Origin of the sequence: Streptomyces sp. NA04227 (genome assembly GCF_013364195.1) — a bacterium.
Classification (GTDB): Bacteria; Actinomycetota; Actinomycetes; order Streptomycetales; family Streptomycetaceae; genus Streptomyces.
The window spans coordinates 2,866,778-2,888,969 of sequence record NZ_CP054918.1; the positions used below are offsets into that span (position 1 = coordinate 2,866,778).

At 70.5% G+C, this 22,192-nt stretch carries 18 protein-coding genes; 9 read left to right on the forward strand and 9 right to left on the reverse strand.

Going from position 1 to position 22,192, the window contains the following annotated elements; translation table 11 throughout:
* The first annotated feature begins 133 nt into the window (after nucleotides 1–133).
* From HUT18_RS12210 to HUT18_RS12225, 4 genes are all read left to right on the forward strand, one after another.
* Nucleotides 134–1,108 carry a ribose-phosphate diphosphokinase gene (locus tag HUT18_RS12210; protein WP_176100363.1) on the forward strand — a complete coding sequence of 325 codons (975 nt, stop codon included), beginning with the start codon at nucleotides 134–136 and terminating at the stop codon, nucleotides 1,106–1,108.
* Between the two features lie 390 nt (nucleotides 1,109–1,498).
* Nucleotides 1,499–2,104 (forward strand): 50S ribosomal protein L25/general stress protein Ctc, encoded by a 606-nt coding sequence (locus HUT18_RS12215; protein WP_176100365.1) that lies wholly within the window; start codon nucleotides 1,499–1,501, stop codon nucleotides 2,102–2,104.
* A 146-nt stretch (nucleotides 2,105–2,250) separates the two neighbouring features.
* The gene (gene pth / locus HUT18_RS12220) at nucleotides 2,251–2,853 is read left to right on the forward strand and encodes an aminoacyl-tRNA hydrolase (protein WP_176100367.1); all 603 of its coding nucleotides are present in this window, start codon (nucleotides 2,251–2,253) and stop codon (nucleotides 2,851–2,853) included.
* A 236-nt stretch (nucleotides 2,854–3,089) separates the two neighbouring features.
* A complete protein-coding gene (locus HUT18_RS12225) occupies nucleotides 3,090–3,581 on the forward strand; it encodes a hypothetical protein (protein WP_254878546.1) in 492 nt (163 codons plus the stop codon).
* Nucleotides 3,582–3,853: 272 nt separating this feature from the next.
* Here the strand turns inward: HUT18_RS12225 and ppc are convergent, their stop codons facing one another.
* Complete coding sequence (ppc, locus tag HUT18_RS12230; protein WP_176100368.1) at nucleotides 3,854–6,601, reverse strand: phosphoenolpyruvate carboxylase; 2,748 nt, start codon at nucleotides 6,599–6,601, stop codon at nucleotides 3,854–3,856.
* A 260-nt stretch (nucleotides 6,602–6,861) separates the two neighbouring features.
* On the opposite strand from ppc, the gene HUT18_RS12235 reads away from it, so the two are divergent.
* The 3 genes from HUT18_RS12235 to HUT18_RS12245 all read left to right on the forward strand — a co-directional run bounded on the left by HUT18_RS12235 (nucleotide 6,862) and on the right by HUT18_RS12245 (nucleotide 9,262).
* Entirely contained in the window at nucleotides 6,862–7,851 is a 990-nt protein-coding gene (locus tag HUT18_RS12235) for a fatty acid desaturase (RefSeq protein WP_176100370.1), read from the forward strand.
* Complete coding sequence (locus HUT18_RS12240; protein WP_176100372.1) at nucleotides 7,848–8,522, forward strand: TetR/AcrR family transcriptional regulator; 675 nt, start codon at nucleotides 7,848–7,850, stop codon at nucleotides 8,520–8,522. The genes HUT18_RS12235 and HUT18_RS12240 overlap by 4 nt, the downstream gene beginning before the upstream one ends.
* 131 nt (nucleotides 8,523–8,653) lie before the next feature.
* Nucleotides 8,654–9,262 (forward strand): Uma2 family endonuclease, encoded by a 609-nt coding sequence (locus HUT18_RS12245; RefSeq protein WP_176100374.1) that lies wholly within the window; start codon nucleotides 8,654–8,656, stop codon nucleotides 9,260–9,262.
* 37 nt (nucleotides 9,263–9,299) lie between these two features.
* Here the strand turns inward: HUT18_RS12245 and HUT18_RS33695 are convergent, their stop codons facing one another.
* Together HUT18_RS33695 and HUT18_RS12250 are read right to left on the reverse strand one after the other, a co-directional pair.
* Entirely contained in the window at nucleotides 9,300–9,722 is a 423-nt protein-coding gene (locus tag HUT18_RS33695; RefSeq protein ID WP_254878985.1) for a VOC family protein, read from the reverse strand.
* Nucleotides 9,719–10,729, reverse strand: coding sequence for a trans-aconitate 2-methyltransferase (locus HUT18_RS12250; protein ID WP_176100376.1), 1,011 nt, complete (start codon nucleotides 10,727–10,729; stop codon nucleotides 9,719–9,721). The genes HUT18_RS33695 and HUT18_RS12250 overlap by 4 nt, the downstream gene beginning before the upstream one ends.
* Nucleotides 10,730–10,962: 233 nt before the next feature.
* Here HUT18_RS12250 and HUT18_RS12255 point away from each other — a divergent pair, with 233 nt between their 5' ends.
* Complete coding sequence (locus HUT18_RS12255; RefSeq protein WP_176100378.1) at nucleotides 10,963–11,460, forward strand: MarR family winged helix-turn-helix transcriptional regulator; 498 nt, start codon at nucleotides 10,963–10,965, stop codon at nucleotides 11,458–11,460.
* A 133-nt stretch (nucleotides 11,461–11,593) separates the two neighbouring features.
* Here HUT18_RS12255 and HUT18_RS12260 read toward each other — a convergent pair whose 3' ends face one another.
* The 6 genes from HUT18_RS12260 to galT form a co-directional block, all read right to left on the reverse strand.
* Nucleotides 11,594–13,162: an SDR family oxidoreductase gene (locus HUT18_RS12260; protein WP_176100380.1), complete on the reverse strand. Its 1,569-nt coding sequence runs from the start codon at nucleotides 13,160–13,162 to the stop codon at nucleotides 11,594–11,596.
* Between the two features lie 135 nt (nucleotides 13,163–13,297).
* Nucleotides 13,298–15,088: a carboxylesterase/lipase family protein gene (locus HUT18_RS12265; protein WP_176100382.1), complete on the reverse strand. Its 1,791-nt coding sequence runs from the start codon at nucleotides 15,086–15,088 to the stop codon at nucleotides 13,298–13,300.
* Between the two features lie 288 nt (nucleotides 15,089–15,376).
* On the reverse strand, nucleotides 15,377–16,327 hold the full coding sequence (locus HUT18_RS12270; RefSeq protein ID WP_254878547.1) for a response regulator transcription factor: 951 nt from the start codon (nucleotides 16,325–16,327) through the stop codon (nucleotides 15,377–15,379).
* A gap of 434 nt (nucleotides 16,328–16,761) precedes the next feature.
* On the reverse strand, nucleotides 16,762–17,928 hold the full coding sequence (gene galK, locus HUT18_RS12275; protein WP_254878986.1) for a galactokinase: 1,167 nt from the start codon (nucleotides 17,926–17,928) through the stop codon (nucleotides 16,762–16,764).
* 85 nt (nucleotides 17,929–18,013) lie between these two features.
* Nucleotides 18,014–18,982, reverse strand: coding sequence for a UDP-glucose 4-epimerase GalE (gene galE / locus HUT18_RS12280; RefSeq protein WP_176100387.1), 969 nt, complete (start codon nucleotides 18,980–18,982; stop codon nucleotides 18,014–18,016).
* Nucleotides 18,979–20,037: a galactose-1-phosphate uridylyltransferase gene (galT, locus tag HUT18_RS12285; RefSeq protein ID WP_176100389.1), complete on the reverse strand. Its 1,059-nt coding sequence runs from the start codon at nucleotides 20,035–20,037 to the stop codon at nucleotides 18,979–18,981. Before galT ends, galE begins: the two co-directional genes overlap by 4 nt.
* Nucleotides 20,038–20,441: 404 nt before the next feature.
* Here galT and HUT18_RS12290 point away from each other — a divergent pair, with 404 nt between their 5' ends.
* Nucleotides 20,442–22,115, forward strand: coding sequence for a sodium:solute symporter family protein (locus HUT18_RS12290; RefSeq protein ID WP_176100391.1), 1,674 nt, complete (start codon nucleotides 20,442–20,444; stop codon nucleotides 22,113–22,115).
* The last annotated feature ends 77 nt before the right edge of the window (nucleotides 22,116–22,192 follow it).

Below are 22,192 nucleotides of genomic sequence, written 5' to 3' on the forward strand. Positions count from 1 at the left end.
ACGGCGTACCGTAAGGGGTGCACGTTCTGGGGGCTCGTGGGTGTCCCCCGAGTAAACACATGAGGCTGACACTCCGTCGCTGGGGGGCGCGGGCGGGTTTCGGCGCTTGAGATCACGTCGAGGAGACTGTTCTGTGACCGGGATCAAGACGACGGGCGAGAAGAAGCTGATGCTCTTCTCCGGCCGCGCGCACCCCGAATTGGCCGAGGCGGTCGGCCGTCAGCTGGGCGTCGGGATTGTGCCCACCAAGGTTTTTGATTTCGCGAACGGCGAGATCTATGTGCGCTACGAGGAGTCGGCGCGCGGCGCGGACTGTTTTCTGATTCAGAGTCACACGGCGCCGATCAACAAATGGATCATGGAGCAGTTGATCATGATCGATGCGTTGAAGCGTGCTTCGGCGCGGAGTATCACGGTGATCGTTCCGTTCTACGGTTATGCGCGTCAGGACAAGAAGCACCGTGGCCGTGAGCCGATTTCGGCGCGGATGGTGGCGGATCTGATGAAGACGGCGGGTGCGGACCGTATTCTCACGGTCGATCTGCACACGGATCAGATTCAGGGCTTCTTCGACGGTCCGGTGGATCATCTTTTCGCGCTGCCGATTCTGGCGGATTACGTGGGCGCGAAGGTGGACCGGTCGAAGCTGACGGTGGTCTCGCCGGACGCCGGTCGGGTGCGGGTGGCGGACCGCTGGTGCGACCGTCTCGGCGCTCCGCTGGCGATCGTGCACAAGCGCCGTGACAAGGACGTGGCGAACCAGGTGACGGTGCACGAGGTCGTGGGCGATGTGCGCGGCCGGGTGTGTGTGCTGGTGGACGACATGATCGACACGGGCGGCACGATCTGCGCGGCGGCGGACGCCCTGTTCGCGCACGGCGCCGAGGACGTCATCGTGACGGCGACACACGGTGTGCTTTCGGGTCCGGCGGGAGACCGCCTGAAGAACTCGAAGGTGAGCGAGTTCGTGTTCACGAACACGCTGCCGGACCCGGAGGGTCTGAACCTGGACAAGATCACGGTGCTGTCGATCGCGCCGACGATCGCGAGTGCGGTGCGTGAGGTGTTCGAGGACGGTTCGGTGACGAGCCTCTTCGACGAGCAGTAGTCCCGGTCGGGCGGTGGTGCTTCCGCCAGTAGAACCGTTTCAGCAGGCTTCGGTGCTCCGTGGTGCGGGGCGCCGGGGCCTGTTGTCGTTCTCCGGCGCCTCCCCTGCGTATGCCTTCGCTGCGTACGGCCCCGTCTGCCTCCGCTGCGTACAGCCCCGTCCGCCTCTCCCTGCGTACGGCCCCGTCGGTGATCCTTTTGGGCGGGCCGGGAGCTGCCGGTAGACTGCTGGAGTTGCTCGGCGAGGGAGGCCGCACCCGGTGTGCGGTGGTCCGTTATCGACGCGCTCTTCGTAGCAGGCCGTAGGTGGCCGGGTGACCAGCCATGAATGTCTGCCCGGCGATCCGCCCGCCCGATTGTGGCGGGGGTCGCCCTTCTGCGAGGAGTGCTTGTGTCCGAGGTGAAGATCTCCGCCGCGGCCCGTACCGAGTTCGGTAAGGGTGCCGCCCGTCGTATCCGTCGTGAGGACAAGGTTCCCGGCGTCCTGTACGGCCACGGTGCGGACCCGGTCCACCTGACCCTGCCGGGTCACGAACTGCTGCTGGCGCTGCGTACCCCGAACGTCCTGATCTCCCTGGACTTCGAGGGCAAGAACGAGCTGGCCATCCCGAAGTCGGTGCAGCGCGACCCGCTGAAGGGCTTCCTGGAGCACGTGGACCTGCTCCTCGTGAAGCGCGGCGAGAAGGTCGGCGTCGAGATCCCGGTGCAGACCGAGGGCGAGCTGGCCCCGGGCGGCAACCTGCTCGAGCACGTGCTGAACGCGCTGCCGGTCGAGGCCGAGGCCACCCACATCCCCGAGTCGGTGACCGTGTCCATCGAGGGCCTGACGGCGGGTGCCTCGGTGCTGGCGAAGGACATCACGCTGCCGTCGGGCACCACGCTGGCCGTCGACGGCGACGCGGTGGTTCTCCAGGTTCTGGCCGCGCAGGCCGAGGAGCCGGCCGCCGAGTCCGCCGAGGGTGAGGGCGAGGGCGCCGAGGCTTCCACCGAGGCCTGAGCGTTCGGGTAGTTTTCTGGTCGGCCGCCGACCGGTTGCCTGCGGGCTTCCGGCGGCGGCCGGTCTGCTGTGCGGGGCCGCCGCTGCCATGGCATGGGGCGCGGGGACGGCCCGGGTTCGGTCGTGGTGGGAAACGGAGTGGGCGGATGACGTCGGAGTCGGACAGCGGTGGGCCGTGGCTGGTGGTGGGCCTGGGCAATCCGGGGCCGGGCTATGCGGCCAACCGGCACAACGTGGGGTTCATGGTCGCGGACCTGCTCGCGGACCGGATGCGCGGTGCGTTCAAGCGGGCGGCGAAGGCACAGGCGACGGTCCTGGAGGGCCGGTTCGGCGCGCCGGGTCCGGCGAGCCGCCGGGTGGTGGTTGTGAAGCCCTCCTCGTACATGAATCTGTCGGGCGGGCCGGTGACGGCGCTGCGGGATTTCTACAAGGTGCCGACCGAGCGGATCGTCGCGGTGCACGACGAGCTGGACATCGACTACGGGACGCTGCGGCTGAAGCTGGGCGGCGGTGACAACGGGCACAACGGGCTGAAGTCGATGACGAAGGCGATGGGTCCGGGCTATCACCGGGTGCGGTTCGGCATCGGGCGGCCGCCGGGCCGGATGCAGGTCGCGGACTTCGTACTGAAGGACTTCTCCTCGGCGGAGCGCAAAGAGTTGGACTATTTCGTGGACCGGGCGGCGGACGCGGTGGAGTGCCTGGTGACGGACGGTCTGGAGCGGGCGCAGGGCACGTACAACTCGTAGGGAAGTCGTGGGGGATTCGTAGGGAAAGTCGTAAGTCGGCCCCGTGGAGCGGCGGAGGCGACTGTTGACCGGGGGCGGTCGGATGGCCAAGGATCCCGGGCATGCCTGCTGTGCCCTCCCCCAGACTCCGTCCGGGGGCACCCCCGGCCCGGTCCGCTTCCGATTCCGCTTCGCCGTCCCCGGCCGCCTCGACGGCTGCCCTGTCCTCACCCGTACCGGATTCCGCTTCGCCCCGTGTGAAGCGCTCACGAGTGCGCAGGACGGGCGAGAGCGCCTTCGGTCTGCTGCTGCTCGGCCAGCGGCTGCTGATGCTGCTGATCGCCGCGCTGCTCGTGGTGGCGGGGGTGTGGAGTTCGTGGGGCTCGGCGCAGTACGTACTGCTCGACAAGGGCCGCGAGCGGGGCACCATGCGGGTCGAGCGCTGCGGCGACGAGCGGTGCACGGGTGCGTTCACGCCGTCCTCGGCGGGCGGGCAGCGGCGTGAGGTGAGCGCCGAGTCGTCGGTGGTGGTGCGGGCCGGTGAGTCCGTGCCGGTGGTGCTGAAGCCGGACGGGAAGCGGGCCGTACGGGCGGGCGCGGCGGGTCTGTTGTACGCGTGGCTGCCGCTCGGCGGGGCGCTGGTCCTCGCGGCCACCGTGGTGGCGGGCGGTCTGCGGTGGACGCGGACGGCGTGGACGCTCGGTGTGGCGGGACTGGCCCTGGTGACGGCGGCGTTCGTGAGTATGTGAGGGCGTGCGGCCATCTCGCGCCGCGCCTCGTCGACGTTCCGCTCGTCGACGTTCCTCGTCCCCGACCGCACGGATGGGGTGCGCGCGACGCCCTGCCGAGACACGACGCCGCACCGAGACACGACGCCGCACCGAAACGAACGGCCGTCGGCGGCCCCCTCCCGGGTGGCCTCCGACGGCCTTCGTCGTGCGTGCACCGGCCGTCCCTCGGCCGCAGTCTCCGTGCCACCGGCCGTCCCTCGGCCGGAGTCCGCGTGCCTCGGAGTCGTCCGTCAGCCGGTGTTGCGCAGCCCCGCCGCGACGCCGTTGACCGTGAGGAGCAGGGCGCGCGCGAGCAGCGGGTCGGGCTCTTCCTCGGCCTTTGCGGCCGCGCGCTGGCGGGCCAGGAGCGCGACCTGGAGGTAGGAGATCGGGTCGAGGTAGGCGTCGCGGACGGCGAAGGTCTGCTGGAGCGCCGGGCTGGTGTCCAGGAGCTGCTCGCCGCCGGTGATGCGCAGGACCTCGCGGACGGTGAGCGCGTGCTCGGCCTCGATGGTGGCGAAGACGTGCTTGAGCTCGTCCGGTACGAGGGTGTCGACGTAGTGCCGGGCGATGCGCAGGTCGGTCTTGGCGAGCGTCATCTCGACGTTGGACAGGAAGTTCCGGAAGAAGTGCCAGTGGGTGTGCATTTCGTCCAGGACGCTGTCGAGTCCGGCCTCGCGCAGGGCCTTGAGCCCGGAGCCGACGCCGAACCAGCCGGGGACGATCTGGCGGGACTGGGTCCAGCCGAACACCCATGGGATGGCGCGCAGCCCGTCGAGTCCGGCGCCGGAGTCGGGGCGGCGCGAGGGCCGGGAGCCCAGGTGCAGGTCGGCGAGCTGGTCGACGGGGGTGGAGGCGAAGAAGTACGCGGGCAGGTCGGGGTCCTCGACCAAGCGGCGGTAGGCGTCGTGCGCGGCGTCGGAGACGAGGTCCATCGCCGCGTCCCAGCGGGCCAGCGCCTCGTCGGACTGGCGGGGCGCGGTGTGCAGGGCCGAGGCCTGGAGGGTGGCGGCGACGGTCAGTTCGAGGTTCTCGCGGGCCAGCGACGGCACGAGGTACTTGTCGGAGATGACCTCGCCCTGTTCGGTGACCTTGATCTCGCCTTCGAGGGTGCCCCAGGGCTGGGCGAGGATCGCGTCGTGCGAGGGGCCGCCGCCGCGGCCGACGGTGCCGCCGCGGCCGTGGAACAGACGCAGCCGTACGCCGTAGCGGTGGGCGACGTCGCGCAGGCGGCGCTGGGCGCGGTGGATCTCCCACTGGCTGGTGGTGATGCCGCCGAACTTGGAGGAGTCGGAGTAGCCGAGCATGACCTCCTGGACGTCGCCGCGCAGGGCGACCAGGCGCCGGTAGGAGGGGTCGGCGAGCATGGCGTCGAGGATGACGTCGGCGGCCTTGAGCTCGTCGGTGGTCTCCAGGAGCGGGACGATGCCGATCTTCGCCCAGCCCGCGTGCAGGTCGATCAGTCCGGCCTCGCGGGCCAGGACCGCGGCGGCGAAGACGTCGTCGGCGCCCTGGCACATGGAGATGATGTAGGACTCGATGACCTCGGGTCCGAAGACCTCCAGGGCCTTGCGGACGGTGAGGAAGACACCGAGGGTCTTGTGCCCGGCCTCGTCCAGGGGCGCCGGGGCGGGGGCGAGCGGGCGGCGCGAGCGCAGTTCCTTGGCGAGCAGCCGGGTGCGGTAGTCGCGGGGCATGTCCTCGTAGCGCCAGGACTCCTCGCCGAGCCGGTCGAAGAGCTGGCCGAGGGCGTGGTGGTGGGCGTCGGCGTGTTCGCGCACGTCCATCACGGCGAGCTGGAGGCCGAAGGCGGCCAGGGTGCGCAGGGTGATGCTCAGGCGGCCGTCGGCGAAGAGTTCGCCGCGGTGGGCGCGCAGCGAGCTCTGGATGACGGAGAGGTCGTGCAGGAGGCCCGCGGTGCCGAGGTAGTCGCGGCCCTCTTCGTGCGGGGTGCCCTTGGCCAGGCGCTGCTTGGTGTTCTCCAGCTTCTGCCGGATGCAGGTGGCCTTGAGGCGGTAGGGCTCCTCGGCGTTGAGGCGCTTGTAGCGGGGGCTGATCTCGGGGAGGTGGTCGAGGTCGGCCCGCAGCGAGTCGAGGAGTTCCTCGGTGGCGCCCGCGTAGCGGATGGAGTTGGAGAGCAGTCCGCGCAGCTGGTCGACGACGTCCAGGGCGCGGTTGATGCCGTGTTCGTGCTGGAGGATCAGCACGTCCCAGGTCACCTGCGGGGTGACGTTGGGGTTGCCGTCGCGGTCGCCGCCGATCCAGGTGCCGAAGGTGAGCGGCCGGGTGGTCTGTGGCAGCGGGACGCCGACGCGGTCGAGTTCGGCGGTGAGGTCCTCCAGTACGTCGCCGACGGCGCCGGCGTGGAGTTCGTCCAGGTAGTAGACGGCGTTACGGGCCTCGTCGGCGGGCTCGGGGCGGACCACGCGCAGTTCGTCGGTCTGCCAGACCAGGTCGATGTTCTCGGCGAGACGGCTGTCCAGGCGGCGCCGGTCACCGTCCGCGGTGGGCTGGTCCGCGGCCGTCTCCAGAAGTTCCGCGATCCGCCGCAGCTTGTTCAGTACGGAACGGCGGGCCGCCTCCGTGGGGTGCGCGGTGAACACCGGACGAACGTTGAGATGGGCGACCGACTGGCGCAGGTGCTCGGGATCGGCGTCCTTGAGGCGGTCCGCGGTACGCGCGAGCAGGGAGCCCTCGGCGACGCGGCGGGCGCGCAGCTCCCGGCCGCGGTGCACCTGTTCGGTGACATTGGCCAGGTGGAAGTAGGTGGAGAAGGCGCGCACCAGCTTGGCGGCGGTGGCCAGATCGGTCTCGCCGAGGAGGCGGGCGGCGGCCTCGCCGTCCTCACGGGTCAGTTGGCGGACCTTTTCCACCAGATCGAGCAGTTCGGGGCCCTCCTGGCGTACGAGGGTCTCGCCGAGCAGCTCACCCAGGCGGCGGATGTCGGCTCGCAGCTGGGCACTGGCGGACTGATGGCCGTTGTCGTCGGCGCTGCTCACAGGTGCGGCTCCTTGTGGTGTCGAGACAGGCACTGGCTCCGGGCCCCGCGTGACGGGGAGTCCCGGGCGGGTTTTCCGGGCAGAACTCAGCGGACCGCGCTGTCCGACCGCGTCCAGGATAGGCGCCGGGTGTGGCACCTGGCCGCGCACCTCTTGCCGCCGGGCCGGTCGCTGCCATACTTACGTCGCCGTAGGTTACGGGGACGCAGGGCGACCGTAACCAGCGACTTCCACCACCCTCGACCCCCAAGGGCCTGCCCATGTCCACACAGTCCGAAGTCATCGACGAACCCCTGAATCCAGCCGCCGACCAGCCCGCCTCCATCTCGGAAGGGACGCTCGGCGGCGACCGCAAGGGCATGCTCGAGAAGGTCACCCTCGGCCTGTTCATCGTCGTACCGTTCCTGGCGCTGCTCGCCGCCGTCCCGCTGCTGTGGGGCTGGGGTGTGAGCTGGCTGGACCTCGGCATGATGGTGTTCCTGTACTACCTGGGCATCCACGGCGTGACGATCGGTTTCCACCGGTACTTCACGCACGGCTCTTTCAAGGCCAAGCGCCCGCTGCGGATCGCGCTCGCGATCGCCGGTTCGCTCGCGGTGGAGGGCCCGCTGGTGCGGTGGGTCGCCGACCACCGCAAACACCACAAGTACTCCGACGCCGAGGGCGACCCGCACTCGCCGTGGCGCTACGGCGAGTCCGTGCCCGCCCTGATGAAGGGCCTGTGGTGGGCGCACATCGGCTGGATGTTCGACGAGGAGCGCACCCCGCAGGACAAGTACGCCCCCGACCTGGTCAAGGACAACACCCTGCGGCTGATCTCCAAGCAGTTCATCGTCTGGACGACGATCTCGCTGGCGCTCCCCGCGGTCGTCGGCGGTCTGGTCACCTGGTCCTGGTGGGGCGCCTTCACCGGTTTCTTCTGGGGTTCGCTGGTACGGGTGGCGCTCGCGCACCACGTGACCTGGTCGATCAACTCGATCTGCCACGCGGTCGGCAAGCGCCCGTTCAAGTCGCGTGACCGCTCCGGCAACGTGTGGTGGCTGGCGCTGGTGTCGGGCGGCGAGTCCTGGCACAACCTGCACCACGCGGACCCGACCGCGGCCCGGCACGGCGTGGACCGCGGCCAGCTCGACTCCTCGGCCCGGATCATCCGCTGGTTCGAGCAGCTGGGCTGGGCCTACGACGTGCGCTGGCCCAGCACGGAGCGCCTGGACGCCCGCCGCACGGAGCGGACCGCCGAGGCGGCATGATTGACAGCGTGGCGACCGACTCCAGCACCCAGGGCAACGAGAAAGCGCGGCGTTCGCGCCGCACCCGGATGACGGGTGCCCAGCGCCGTCAGCAGTTGCTGGAGATCGGTCGCACCGTGTTCGCCGCGAAGGGCTTCGAGGGCACCTCGGTGGAGGAGATCGCCTCCCGCGCCGGGGTGTCCAAGCCGGTGGTCTACGAGCACTTCGGCGGCAAGGAGGGCCTGTACGCGGTGGTCGTGGACCGCGAGATGCGCGCCCTCCTCGACGGCGTCACCGGCTCCCTGACCGCGGGCCACCCCCGCGAACTCCTCGAACAGGCCGCCTTCGCGCTCCTGGACTACATCGAGGAACACACCGACGGCTTCCGCATCCTGGTACGCGACTCGCCGGTCGCCCAGTCCACCGGCAGCTTCGCCTCCCTGATCTCCGACATCGCCACCCAGGTCGAGGACATCCTCGGCCGCGAGTTCAAGAGCCGCGGCTTCGACGCCAAGCTGGCCCCCCTGTACGCCCAGGCCTTGGTCGGCATGGTCGCCCTCACCGGCCAGTGGTGGCTCGACGTCCGCAAACCGAAGAAGGCCGAGGTCGCCGCCCACCTGGTGAACCTGGCCTGGCACGGCTTGGACGGGATGGAGCCGAAGCCTCGGTTGATCGGGCATCGGAAGAGTTGAGCCCGCGCACCGGGATCAAGCCGGGGCGGACCTGGAAACCGGCCAAGATCGTCACCCGATGTGATGACTGATGATCTTTTCGGCCGATACGGTGAACAAGCAGGCCGAGAATCCTGTCCATGGGAGGAATCATGACCGCCGAGCCGAAGCCGATCGCCGCAGGCGGCAGCCGCTGGCCGGTGCCGCCCCAGGACGGATACACCGTGGACGACCTGTTCACCCTGCCCGACCTCCCGCCGCACACGGAGCTGATCGACGGGAGCTTGGTTTTTGTGAGTCCGCAGCGGGATTTCCACAGCACATTGATCGACCTGCTGATCATGGGCCTACGCCGCTCTGCCACGCCGTCGTTCAAAGTCCGACGCGAAATGTCGGTGGAACTGGACAGGCGGAATGTCCCGGAGCCGGATGTGTGCGTGTTGCACGCCAAGGCAGTGAAGAGCCCTGACCAGACGAGGTACATGGCTTCCGATGTGGTCCTGGCTGTGGAAGTGATCTCGCCCGACTCCGAGGCGCGCGACCGTACGACCAAACCCCAGAAATACGCCGCCGCCGGAATCCCGAACTTCTGGCTGGTGGACCGCGCGGGCTCGGACGGCCACCCCGTCGTCTACGTCTACGAACTCGACGCGGTGACCAAGTGCTACACGCCCACCGGCATCCATCACGGCGAGCTGAAGACGGGCGTTCCGTACGACATCGTGCTTGACATCACCATGGACGCCCTGGACGAGCTGTGAGCCGCCGGGGGCCGAGCCATCCGGCCCGGTGCGGTGATCAACGGGGGTTCGAAGCGGCTGCACCCTCCTCGAGGAACTCCAACCTGTTCCCCACCGGATCTTCGGAATGGAAGCGCCGGAGGCCAGGGATCGTGTGATCCCAGTTCACCGGCACCCCATGGCGGGCGAACCGTTCGGCGAGCGCGTCCAGATCGCACACCCGCAGACCCGGATGAGCCTTGCGGGCAGGACGGAACCCCGTCTCCACACCGAGGTGGAGTTGCACGGGCCCGGACCGGAACCAGCAGCCACCGCGAGCGGCGAGGGCGGGCGGCTTGGGGACCTCCGTCATGCCCAGCAGCCCGCAGTAGAAGGTCCGCAACAGGTCCTCCGAGCCCTGTGGCACGGCGAGTTGAACGTGGTCGACCGCGGTGAGCCATACCTGCGATGGGGCCCCCGCCGGTTCCCGAGCCCCGCTCACAACGGCTTCCACGCCACCACGAACACCCTCCGGAACGGCAGCACCGTTCCGTACGACCGGCGCGGGTAGGCCTCGCGGAGCAGCGCGCGGTACTCGGCGAGGAAGGCGTCGCAGGCCTCGGGGTCATCGGCGAGGGCGGTGAGCAGGGGGCGCAGGCCGGTGCCCATGACCCAGTCGAGGACCGGGTCGTCCCCGTCGAGCTGGTGGAGGTAGGTGGTCTCCCACGCGTCGGTGCGGCAGCCGAGCGCGGCCAGGCGGTCCAGGTACTCGGCGGGTTCGAGTACCGGCTTGTCCAGGCGCAGTTTCCCGGCGAGTTTGCTGCTCCAGCGCAGGGAGGTCGCGAGCTGACGCATCAGGGCGTGGCTCGGGGCGTCGTGGTTGCCGGGCACCTGGAAGGCGAAGGTGCCGCCGGGGCGGATGCCGGTCAGCCAGTCGGCGAAGCGCTCGACGTGTTCCGGGACCCATTGCAGGGTCGCGTTGCTGAACAGCAGGTCGTACGGCTCCGCGGGGTCGGGCGTCCAGCGCGCGGCGTCGGCGAGGACGAAGTCGACGGTGCCGCCGCCCTCGGTGGCGCCCGCGTGGTACCGGCGGGCGCGGTCCAGCATCTCGGCGGAGTTGTCGAGGCCGGTGACACGGGCGGTGGGCCAGCGCCGGGCCAGTACCGCCGTCATGTTGCCCGGGCCGCAGCCGAGATCGGCGATACGGGGTGCGGCGCCCTGCGGCACGGGCAGCGGAGGCACCCGGGCGAGCAGGTCGTGGAAGGGGCGGCTGCGGTGGCCCGCGTGGCGCAGGTACTGGTTCGGGTCCCAGACGGGGTTCTGCTTCGGGGCCCGGTCGTCTTGGTTGGAGGCCCGGTTGGGGTTCTGGTTCTGGGCCCGGTCGGGGCTCTCGTCCAGTTCCCCTACGGGGTTCGGTGTGCGCTCTTCGGCGGGGTTCGGTGTGCGCTCGTTGGCGGCAGGCGCGGTCGGCTCCGGCGTGTGGCGGGGCTCGGGGGCGGGTCCGGGCATGGTGACCTCCTCGGTCGCGGAGCGGCGGGCCGGTGAGCCCGCTCGGTCCGGCAGTCCGGCAGTCCGGCAGTCCGGCAGTCCGGCAGTCCGGCAGTCCGGCAGCCTCATCCTCGTGGGGTAATTATCTCGACGTCAAGTAACTTGACGATGAGATACTCGCTCTCAAGAGATATGAACCCAAGAGATTCGGAGTCAAGAGACTTCATGTCGAGGGACCCTCTACACTGATCGCCATGGAGGACGAGGTCGACCGGCTGGTATCGGCGTGGCGCCGTGAGCGCCCCGATCTCGACGTGGAACCGCTCGAGGTGCTCAGCAGGGTGAGCAGGCTCGCCCGCCATCTCGACCGCGCCCGACGCCTCGCCTTCTCCGAGCATGCGCTGGAGCCCTGGGAGTTCGACGTACTGACCTCGCTGCGTCGCGCCGGAGCCCCGTATCAGCTCTCTCCCGGACAGCTTCTCACGCAGACCCTGGTCACTTCCGGCACAATGACCAACCGGATCGACCGCCTCACCAAGAAGGGGCTCGTCGAGCGCCTGCCGGACCCCAGCGACCGGCGCGGGGTACTCGTCCGGCTCACCGCGACCGGACAGGACCGGGCCGACCGGGCACTCGCCGGACTCCTCGACCAGGAACGCGCCATCCTCAGCGAACTCTCGCCGCAGGAACGCGGCCAACTGGCGGGGCTGCTGCGGCAGTTGACGGCGCCGTTCGACAACATCCCCGGTTAGCACCGTACTTCTCGACTTCTCGACTTCTCGTACCGGCACCGTAAGCACCGCTTCGCATCCCGCACGGCGCCCGCTTCTCGTCGTCGCCCCGGGCGAACTGGCGTACCCCGCACGCGGGTTGGGTTCGCGAGTGTCAGCCCGACGCCGCAGCCCGGCGCCGTCTCGCACCCGCTCCGCGCCCGGTCGCCCCTCCCGATCCCCCCGACGCGGCCAGGGCGATGTTGCGGGCCATGCCTCCGAACACCACAGTGTGGAAGGGCGATACGCCCCACCAGTACGCGTGGCCGAGCAGGCCGCGTGGATGGAAGAGGGCACGTTGGCGGTAGCGGGTGCGGCCGGACTCGTCGCGGTCCGCGCGCATCTCCAGCCAGGCCAGGCCGGGCAGCCTCATCTCGGCGCGCAGCCGCAGCAGTTGACCCGGTTCGATCTCTTCCACGCGCCAGAAGTCCAGGGAGTCGCCCGCGCGCAGGCGGTGCGGGTCGCGTCGGCCCCGGTGCAGCCCGACCCCGCCGATCAGCCGGTCGAACCAGCCGCGTACGGCCCAGGCGAGGGGGAAGGAGTACCAGCCGTTGGTGCCGCCGATGCCCTCGATGACGCGCCACAGCGCTTCCGGCGAGGCGTCCACGGTCAGTTCGCGCCGGTCCGTGTACAGGCTGCCGCCGGACCAGTCGGGGTCGGTGGGCAGCGGATCGCTGGGGGCGCCCGGCACCGCGGCGGACGACCAGCGGGTGGTCACCTGCGCCTCCTGTACGCGCCGCAGCGCCAGCTCAAGCGCCCGGTCGCAGGACAGCGGCTGCCCGGACCCGTCGGGTACGTACCGTGCGATGTCGTGTTCGTGGCAGACCACCTCGTGCCGCAGGGACGCGGTGAGCGGCCGGGCGATCGAGCCGGGCACCGGCGTGACCAGGCCGACCCACAGGCTGGACAGTCGCGGCGTCAGCACCGGCACGGGCACGATCAGGCGCCGGGGCAGGCCCGCGAGCGCGGCGTAACGGCGCATCATCTCGACGTACGTGAGGACGTCCGGACCGCCGATGTCGAAGGCGCGGTTCACCTCGGCGGGCATGGCCGCGCCGCCGACGAGGTAGCGCAGCACGTCGCGCACGCCGATCGGCTGGATCCGGTTGCGTACCCAGCGCGGGGTGACCATGACCGGCAGCCGTTCGGTGAGGTAGCGCAGCATCTCGAAGGACGCCGAGCCCGAGCCGATGATCACCGCCGCGCGCAGCACGGTGGCCGGCACCTCGCCGTCCAGGAAGATCCGCGCCACTTCGGCGCGGGAGCGCAGATGCGGTGACAGCTCCCGCTCGGGCACGCCCCGCGGGGTGAGGCCGCCCAGGTAGACGATGCGCCGCACACCCGCCGCCGCGGCCTGTTCGGCGAAGATCCGTGCTGCGCGGCGGTCCGTCTCCTCGAAGCCGGAACCGGTGCTCAGGGCGTGGACCAGGTAGTACGCGACGTCGATGCCCGCCATGGCCGACCGGACCGAGGCCTCGTCCGTCACATCGCCGCGGACCACCTCCGCCCGGTCGGCCCACGGGTGGTCACGCAGTTTCTCCGGCGAGCGGGCCAGGCAGCGCACCCGGTGACCGGCGTCCAGCAGCTCCGGCACCAACCGGCCCCCGATGTAGCCGGTCGCGCCGGTCACCAGGCAGGTCTGTCCGGGGCGATGTGCGGGCGCCCCGCTGTCGTGTTCCGCCATGACCGCCTCCTCCTGGGGCTCTGCCGCACCCTCCGCCGGTCGGGCCCTCCGACCCGGGGGCCCGCCTTCTACCCTTCCCCAGCTCGGCCGACCCTGCGACCGGCCGGCGACCGCCGGAGCGGATGGCAGCAGGGATCAGCGCCGCCCAGGAGGCGTGGCCGTAGGCGTGACCGTGGTCGTGACCGTGGCCACCAATGACTTCCAGAACGCGTAGTCGTGGTCCCGGTCGAAGTCGACCGGGCGGATGCCGTCGTGGCCGGGTGCCAGGGACAGCGCGGCCCGAGGCGCGCGGTCGGCTCGGGGCCAGTACGGAGCGCCCGGGCCGTTGGGGTCGCCGGTGCGGGCGAAGCGGGACCAGTAGTCGATCACCCGGTCGCCGAGGTGGCGTTGGTCCGGGGTGAGAGTGCGGCCGGTGAAGTAGTCGGTGTCGAACTGGTACTGGAGCTCGGCGGCGTGGAAGGCCCGGGTGGGGAACGAGGGGGCCGGTACGTCGGTCGCCCAGGGGGCGTCGGCATCCGCGAACTGGTAGGCATACGTGGGGACTTGGCGCGCGAGGGTGTGGTTCATGTCGGAGGCGGAGCGGGCGAACACGAGGTCGGTGATCAGCTTCGACCAGGTCTCGTCGGGCCCGTGGTACCGGTCGGCCGGATAGCGGGCCAGGACCTTGGCCGCCCTCGGCTCCCCGAAGAACTCCCTGACCCGGGCCTCGTAGGCGGATACGGTCAGCGGGGGCTCCTGGAGCAGGTGCGCCGCGACGGCCTGGAAGGTGTGGAACTCGTCGCGGGTGATGCCGTGCAGGACCGGGACCTTGTGGAACCGGCCCGCCGCCAGGGCCGCCGCCGGAGACTCGGGCAGTAGGCCGCCACCTCCGTAGACCGGGGCGACGGAGGTGAAGCGCAGGTCACCCTCGGCCTTCTCGGTCACCGCCATCACCTCGCGGGCCGGTGTGCCGCGCAAGCAGCGGGCGACGGTGGCCGGGTCGGTGCAGCCCAGCGCTCCGGCGACACTGCGGCCCTGTTTCTCGGCCTTGTCGCGGGCGAGCGGCAGCCAGCCGCCGTTCGGATCGGGTACGCCGGTCAGGTCCGGCCAGGTGCCGGACAAGCACGGTCCGCTCTGGACCGCGGCCCGGTGGAAGAGCCCGGCAGCGGCCGGGGAGGCGAGCTGGGAACAGGTGCTGACGCCGCCCGCCGACTCACCGAACAGCGTCACGTTCGACGGGTCGCCGCCGAAGGCCCCGGCATTGCGCCGGACCCAGCGCAGCGCCTCCTGCTGGTCCTCCAGACCGAAGTTGCCGGACTTGTGCCGGGCAGGGCCGCCGTCCAGCGCGGGGTGGGCGAGGAACCCGAACAGGCCGAGCCGGTAGTTGACCGTCACCACGATCACCTCGCCCCGGTCCGCGAGCCGCTGCGGGCGGTACATGTCACCGGCGCCGTTGCGAAAGCCCGAGCCGTGGACCCAGACCATCACCGGCAGCTTCTTGCCGCGTACGTGCCGGGGCGTGGTCACGTTGAGATACAGGCAGTCCTCGGACTCGCTGCGCGGCTCGACGTTCGGGAAGACACCCGTCGACTGGGCACAGCGCGGCCCCGGCCGGGTGGCGTCGCGCGGCTCGCTCCAGGGCGCGGCCGGGCGCGGCGATCCCCAGCGCGCGGGCTTGGACGCGTACGGGATGCCCAGGAACTCACGGTGATCGGCGGCGGCTTTTCCGCGTACGGGGCCCTTGTCGGTGACCACCAAGGTGTCGTCAGCGGGCGTCAACTCTGTTGAGTTCGTTGGCGCGCTGGCGGGCGCGGATGCCGGTGCGGGGGCCGCCGGGGCCTGGGTCGCCGGGGCCTGGGTCGCCGAGAGCCCGAGACCGGCGACGGCCAGGACCAGGGCCAGTGCTCCGGCCGGGACCGCCCCGGCCGGGGGTCGTTTCGCTCGCACTGCAAGGTTCCTTTCGGCAGGGGCGCTTGGTGCGCCGATGCCGTTCACGCTTCCAGCGCCGCGAGGTCCGCACAGTGGGCCCAGCACCACTGTCGCGGGGGACCTGCGCCCCCGGTTCACCGTCAACCGGGGGCTTTCAGGGGCAAGTACGCGTACTCGTACGCGTAGTCAACTCGCCTCTGTGCGACGTGCTTTCGGGCAACCTGGCCAGCAACTCGCCCCCGGGATAAGTGACTTCAGCGCAACCTACGCACCCCACACACCCAACTCACCGTCGGCAAAGGGCCCTCAGGACGCCTCCTCCAGGTCCACCGGACCAACTCCCGCCCGGCGGGCGAGGGCGACCGCTGCGAGGGTGGAGTGGACCTGGAGCTTGCCGAGGACGTTCTGCATGTGGGTGCGGACCGTGTGCGGGGAGAGGTAGAGGCGTTCGGCGACGGCCTTGCGGCCGAGGCCCGCGACCATGCAGCGCAGTACCTCGCGCTCGCGCGGGGTGAGTTGGTCGATCAGGCGCTCGCTCTCGCTCCGGTGCTTGCGGGTCGACGTCATCTCGCGCAGCACCCCGGTGAGCAGGGCGGGCGGCAGATGGGTCTCGTCGCGCAGTACGCCCCGGATGACCGCGTGCAGGCGTTGCAGCGAGGAGTCCTTGGCGACCCAGCCGCAGGCCCCGGCCTGGAGCGCGAGCGCCGCACAGCGCGGCTCGTCCTTCTCCGCGATCACCACCGCACGCGCCCCGTGACCCGACCGCTGAAGCGCGGCCACCAGTGAGAGGCCGCCCCCCGGCGGGCCCTGCGCCCCGGCCTCCGCGAGCCGCGGCACGGGCACCCCGCCGGACGAGGCCGCGTGCGGCCCGGTCATCGCGGACACCCTGGGCGGCGCAAGCCCGCCGGAAGGCACGGAAGTTGGGGACGGCGCGGAAGGCGGCGAGGTCGCGGATGCCGCGTGCACCGCAGCCGCCCTCGTCAGCCCGGATTGCGACTGCGCCTGTGCTTGCGTCTGTGCCTGTACCTGCGCCTGCGCCTGTGCCTGCGCCCCACTGTGCCGCCCCAGCCCCGCGTCCACGAGGACCACGTCGAAGGCGCGGCCCTCGGCGGCCGCGCGTTGCAGACAGCGCAGTGCGGCCGGTGCGCTGCCCGCCGCTCCCGTGTCCACGTCGGGCTCGGCCGCGAGTGCCGCGGCGAGCGACTCGGCGAAGATGCGATGGTCGTCCACGACCAGGACCCTGATGCGTCGTGCCACGTCAACCCCCAAGTGCGCGGGGGAAAGGGCCAGTACGGGTACGGCGCCCGGGAAGAAGTGCCAAAACCTTTCGGCACCCTGGGCGGGATGTACGGCCGCCGCCGTGCGGACCGCCGAGGACATCCCGGGCGTCGCACCCGACTGTCTCGCCCCCTGATGTGCACCGGCCCCCACCGGTGCTGTGATTCAGCGTAGGCCCGTGAGACAGAAGCGGAAGGTTATTCACGAAAGTGGTACCGGAGGCCGGTCCCACAGACGCCATATGCCGGGAATCCGGACGGAACAGGGCACCATCCGGACGGAGTTCGGACACGGGGCGAGCGAAAGCGGACGCTCAAGCCCAGCGGACCACCGGCGATCCGCTGGAGATCCACCGACGATCCACCGGCAGTCCACTGGCGGACGAGGCCGCGGACGCGCCCCTCCCCCTCGCCTCACCGCTCCCGACGCGCCCCCTGCGCCGCCACCGCCGGAAAGATCCGCGGCGCGGTGAACGACGCCTCGACGAAGGCCCGTTCGAGGGCTTCGGCGATCTCGGCCTGCCGCTCCCGCTCGACGAGGACGATCGCGCTGCCGCCGAAGCCGCCGCCCGTCATCCGTGCGCCGAGCGCGCCCGCCGCGTTCGCGGCCTCGACCGCGAGGTCCAACTCCGGGCAGGAGATACGCAGATCGTCGCGGAGCGAGTGGTGCCCCTCGGTCAGGACGGGTCCGATCGCCCGTACCTCACCCGCCTCCAGGAGCGCGGCGACCCGCTGCACCCGGTGGTCGTCGCTCACGACGTGGCGTACGTAGCGGCGCACCCGCTCGTCGGTCAACTTCCCCAGTGCGGCGGGCAGTTGCTCGTACGGAAGGTCGCGCAGGTGGGAGAGGCCGAGCAGGCGGGCGCCCTCCTCGCAGCCGTCGCGGCGCTCGGCGTAGGCCCCGTCGCCGAGGGCGTGCTTGACGCGGGTGTCGACGACGAGCAGGCCGAGGCCGTGTGCGGCCAGGTCGAACGGGACCTGCTCGACGCTCAGATCGCGGCAGTCGAGGTGGAGCAGATGGCCCGGCCGGGCGCAGGCGGAGGCCATCTGGTCCATGATTCCGCACGGCACGCCGACGAAGTCGTTCTCGGCGCGCTGCGCGATCCGCGCCAACTCCGGTCCGCTCAGGCCGAGTTCGAACAGGTCGTTGAGCGCGAGGGCGGTGACGACCTCCAGCGCGGCCGAGGAGGACAGGCCCGCACCGGTCGGCACCGCCGAGGCGAGGTGCAGGTCCGCGCCGCCGACGGTGTGCCCGGCCTCGCGCAGCGCCCACACCACGCCCGCCGGGTAGGCGGCCCAGCCGCCGTCCGACAGCGGCTTCAGCTCGTCCGTACGCAGCTCGGCGAGGGGGACGTCGAGGTCCGCGGAGTGCAGCCGCAGTACGCCGTCGGTGCGCCGTGCGACGGCGGCGAGGGCCGAGTGCGGCAGCGCGAGCGGCATCACGAAGCCCTCGTTGAAGTCGGTGTACTCACCGATGAGGTTGACCCGGCCGGGGGCGGCCCAGACTCCGTCGGGCGCAAAACCGTACAGGTTCCGGAACCCGGCGGCGACCTCGTCGGCCGTCGACTGCCGCTGGTCCACGGGGACTTCGGGTGCGCTCACTGCTCTCCTCGGCCTTCCACGATCACCTTGATCGTCCTGGATCTGTTCGCCCGCGTGCGCGGGTCTACCGCTCGCCCGCCCCGCGCTGGGCGAACTCCCAGGCGTCGGCGACGATGTCGGCCAGTTCGGGGCGCGCGGGGCGCCAGCCGAGCCGGGTACGGGCGGCCTCGGCGGAGGCGACCAGGACCGCGGGGTCGCCTCCGCGCCGGGCGGCCGCGACCTCGGGGATCGGGTGTCCGGTGACCTTGCGCACGGTCTCGACGACCTCGCGTACGGAGAAGCCGGTGCCGTTGCCCAGGTTGCAGATCAGGTGCGTACCGTCCTCGGCCGCCTTCAGGGCGAGCAGGTGGGCCTCGGCGAGGTCGGCGACGTGGATGTAGTCGCGTACGCAGGTGCCGTCCGGGGTCGGGTAGTCGTCGCCGAAGACCGAGATGGCCTCGCGGCGGCCCTGGGCGACCTGGAGGACGAGCGGGATGAGGTGCGACTCGGGGTCGTGCCGCTCGCCGTAGGCGCCGTAGGCACCCGCGACGTTGAAGTAGCGCAGGCTGACCGCGCCGAGGCCGTGCGCCGCCGCCTCGCTGGTGATCATGTGGTCGACGGCCAGCTTGGAGGCGCCGTACGGGTTGGTGGGCGCGGTCGGGAAGTCCTCCGTGATGGGGCTGGAGGCGGGCTCGCCGTAGGTGGCCGCGGTGGAGGAGAAGACCAGGCGGCGCACGCCCGCCTCGCGCATCGCGGCGAGCAGGGCCATGCTGCCGCCGACGTTGTTGTCCCAGTACTTCTCCGGCTTCACCACGGACTCGCCGACCTGCGAGGAGGCCGCGAAGTGCAGCACGGCGTCGTAGGAGGAGTCCAGCCACTTGGCGGCGTCCTGGATGCGGCCCTCGATGAACTCGGCACCCTCGGGCACGCCGGCCCGGAAGCCGGTGGACAGGTCGTCGAGCACCGTCACCCGGTGGCCGGCTTCGAGCAGATGCGCCGCGACGACACTGCCCACATAGCCCGCTCCGCCGGTGACCAGGTACTTCCCACTCATGTACTCGCTACCTCTCGCAGTCGCTCGGCCGCGGACTCCGGCGGCACGTCGTTGATGAACACACTCATGCCGGACTCGGAACCCGCGAGGAACTTCAGCTTGCCGGAAGTGCGGCGGATGGTGAAAAGCTCGAGGTGAAGGGCGAAGTCCTCGCGGGTCGCGCCCGGCTCGCCCCCGGTGGTGAAGGGCGCCTGGTGCCAGGCCGCAATGTACGGGGTGGGCGGCTGCGACTCGCCGAAGATGCGGTCGAAGCGCCCGAGGAGTTCGAGGTAGACGCGCGGGAACTCGGCGCGGGCCGCCTCGTCCAGGGCGAGCAGGTCGGGCACCCGGCGGCGCGGGTAGAGGTGGACCTCGTAGGGCCAGTGGGCGGCGTAGGGCACGAAGGCGACCCAGTGCTCGCTCTGGAGCACCACGCGTGGGCCCGCGAGTTCGGTGGCCAGGATCTCGTCGAAGAGGTTGGCGCCGGTGCGGGCGTGGTGGGCGGTGAGCGAGCGCCGCATGAGGGCGGTGCGCGGGGTGGTGAAGGGGTAGGCGTAGATCTGGCCGTGCGGGTGACCGAGGGTGACACCGATCTCCGCGCCGCGGTTCTCGAAGCAGAACACCTGCTCGACGGCGGGCAGTTGGGACAGTTCGCAGGTGCGGTCGGTCCAGGCGGCGAGCACCAGGGCGGCCTGTTCCTCGCTCAGCGAGGCGAAGCTCGCCGCGTGGTCGGAGGTGAAGCAGACCACCTCGCAGCGGCCGGTGTCCCCGTCGAGCGAGGGGAAGCGGTTCTCGAAGACGGCCACGTCGTACGAGGAGTCCGGGATCTCGCTCAGCCGTCCCTCGGCCGAGGGGCACAGGGGGCACTGGTCGGCGGGCGGGTGGTAGGTGCGGCTCTGCCGGTGCGAGGCGATCGCGACGCTGTCGCCGAGGAGTACGTCGTGCCGGACCTCACCGAGCGCGGGCCCCGCGGCGTCCAGCGGCCGCAGGTCGGGGGCGTCGCGGACGACGTCGTCGCGCAGGTCGTAGTAGATCAGCTCGCGACCGTCGGCAAGCCGGGTCGAGGTCTTCTTCACGGGTTTCCTCCGCCTCGCGCTCGTGACCGAGCTGGTGCGCGTCCGCGCCGCTCGCGGTGTGACGTCCGCACCCGACAGTCGTCACACAGAATCAAACACAACAGATAATAAATCAACAGGGGGTGGGGTAGTGAGTTCCGACATCCCGACAGCGCTCCGATGGCATCCCAACGACACCGCAAGGCATTACGGAGCGCCCTGCATCACCGGAACGACACCCACCCCCTCCGCCCGCACACGCATGGTGACCACCGCAACCCAAAGATCTGACGATTTCGGGTGAAACGCCAGAACTAATCACGATCAAACAAAAAACCGCAGAGGCCCTGTTCATTTTCTGAACGCAACCGCGTAAGTTGCCGCCCGTTCCACGGTCCAGTTCACGCTACGAAGCGGGTACCCCCATGACTGATCTCGCGGCGGAAGGCCTCCGGCTCCCCACCAACTGGCTCGACTACACGATCCTCGGCATCTACTTCGCCGTCGTCCTGGGCGTCGGCCTCGCGGCCCGCCGCTCGGTGCGGACCAGCCTCGACTTCTTCCTCTCCGGCCGTTCCCTGCCCGCCTGGGTCACCGGTCTCGCGTTCGTCGCCGCGAACCTGGGCGCCACCGAGATCCTCGGCATGGCCGCCAACGGCGTGCAGTACGGCGCGTACACCGTGCACTGGTACTGGATAGGCGCGATCCCGGCCATGGTCTTCCTCGGCCTGGTGATGATGCCCTTCTACTACGGCTCCAAAGTCCGCTCGGTGCCCGAGTTCCTGCTGCACCGGTTCGGCCCGTCCTCGCACCTGCTGTCCTCGGTGATCTTCGCGGTCTCCTCGGTGCTCATCGCGGGCGTCAACCTCTACGCGATGGCGATCGTGATCGAGGCACTGCTCGGCTGGCCGCAGTGGGTGGCCATCGTGGTGGCGGGCGTCTTCGTCCTCGCGTACATCACCATCGGCGGACTGTCCTCGGCGATCTACAACGAGGTCCTGCAGTTCTTCGTGATCCTCGCCGCGCTGATCCCGCTGACCATCGTCGGCCTCAAGCGGGTCGGCGGCTGGGGCGGCATGACCGACAAGATCACCGCCTCACAGGGCGACAACTTCGTGACCGCCTGGGACGGCACCGGCATCGGCGACCCCAACCCGCTCGGCGCGAACTGGCTCACCCTCGTCCTCGGCCTCGGCTTCGTGATGAGCTTCGGCTACTGGACGACCAACTTCGCCGAGGTCCAGCGTGCCCTGTCGGCCAAGAACCTCTCCGCCGCCCAGCGCACCCCGCTGATCGCCGCCTTCCCGAAGATCCTCATCCCGATGGTCGTGGTGGTGCCCGGCCTGATCGCGCTCGTCATGGAGCCGACGATCGGCAAGGAGGGCAGCGGACTCGACTACAACGACGCGATCCCGGTCCTGATGCGGGACCTGCTGCCCAACGGCGTCCTCGGTATCGCGGTCACCGGTCTGCTCGCCGCCTTCATGGCGGGCATGGCGGCCAACGTCTCGTCCTTCAACACCGTGTTCACCAACGACATCTGGGCCGCCTACATCAAGAAGAACCAGGACGACCGGCACTACCTGCTGACCGGACGCGTGGTCACCGCGGTCGGCGTGGTGGCCGGTATGGGCACCGCCTTCATCGCCTCCAGCTTCAGCAACATCATGAACTACCTGCAGACGCTGTTCTCCTTCTTCAACGTCCCGCTGTTCGCGGTGTTCATCATCGGCATGTTCTGGAAGCGCACCACCCCGGCCGCCGGTTTCTGGGGACTGCTCTCGGGCACCGTCGCCGCGATGCTCAACTACTTCTGGCTGTACAAGCAGGACGTCATCTCGATCCCGAGCGACCAGGGCGCCAACTTCGTCTCCTCGATCGTCGCCTTCGGCGTCGGCGCGGTGGTGATGTTCACGGTCTCGCTGTTCACCAAGCCCAAGCCGGTAGCCGAACTCGCCGGCCTGGTCTACGGCACGACCTCGCCCGGCATGGCCGAGGAGCCCGAGGCGGGCGACGAGGCCTGGTACCGCAAGCCCGCGCTCCTGGGCTGGGGCGCCGTGATCCTCGCCGCGGTCTGCTACATCCCCTTCTCCTTCTGACCCGGCCGACCCGAGACCCAAGACCCGAAACGCGAGACGCGAAACGCAAAGGACTACGAGCGACATGAGCGAGAACC

Bases quoted from the DNA above. Each gene is read 5' to 3' on its own strand.
- pth (WP_176100367.1), top strand. From the start codon at position 2,251: ATGACGTCGGAGTCGGACAGCGGTGGGCCGTGGCTGGTGGTGGGCCTG.
- HUT18_RS12235 (WP_176100370.1), top strand. From the start codon at position 6,862: ATGTCCACACAGTCCGAAGTCATCGACGAACCCCTGAATCCAGCCGCC.
- HUT18_RS12240 (WP_176100372.1), top strand. From the start codon at position 7,848: ATGATTGACAGCGTGGCGACCGACTCCAGCACCCAGGGCAACGAGAAA.
- HUT18_RS12245 (WP_176100374.1), top strand. From the start codon at position 8,654: ATGACCGCCGAGCCGAAGCCGATCGCCGCAGGCGGCAGCCGCTGGCCG.
- HUT18_RS12250 (WP_176100376.1), bottom strand. From the start codon at position 10,729: ATGCCCGGACCCGCCCCCGAGCCCCGCCACACGCCGGAGCCGACCGCG.
- HUT18_RS12255 (WP_176100378.1), top strand. From the start codon at position 10,963: ATGGAGGACGAGGTCGACCGGCTGGTATCGGCGTGGCGCCGTGAGCGC.
- HUT18_RS12260 (WP_176100380.1), bottom strand. From the start codon at position 13,162: ATGGCGGAACACGACAGCGGGGCGCCCGCACATCGCCCCGGACAGACC.
- galE (WP_176100387.1), bottom strand. From the start codon at position 18,982: ATGAGTGGGAAGTACCTGGTCACCGGCGGAGCGGGCTATGTGGGCAGT.
- HUT18_RS12290 (WP_176100391.1), top strand. From the start codon at position 20,442: ATGACTGATCTCGCGGCGGAAGGCCTCCGGCTCCCCACCAACTGGCTC.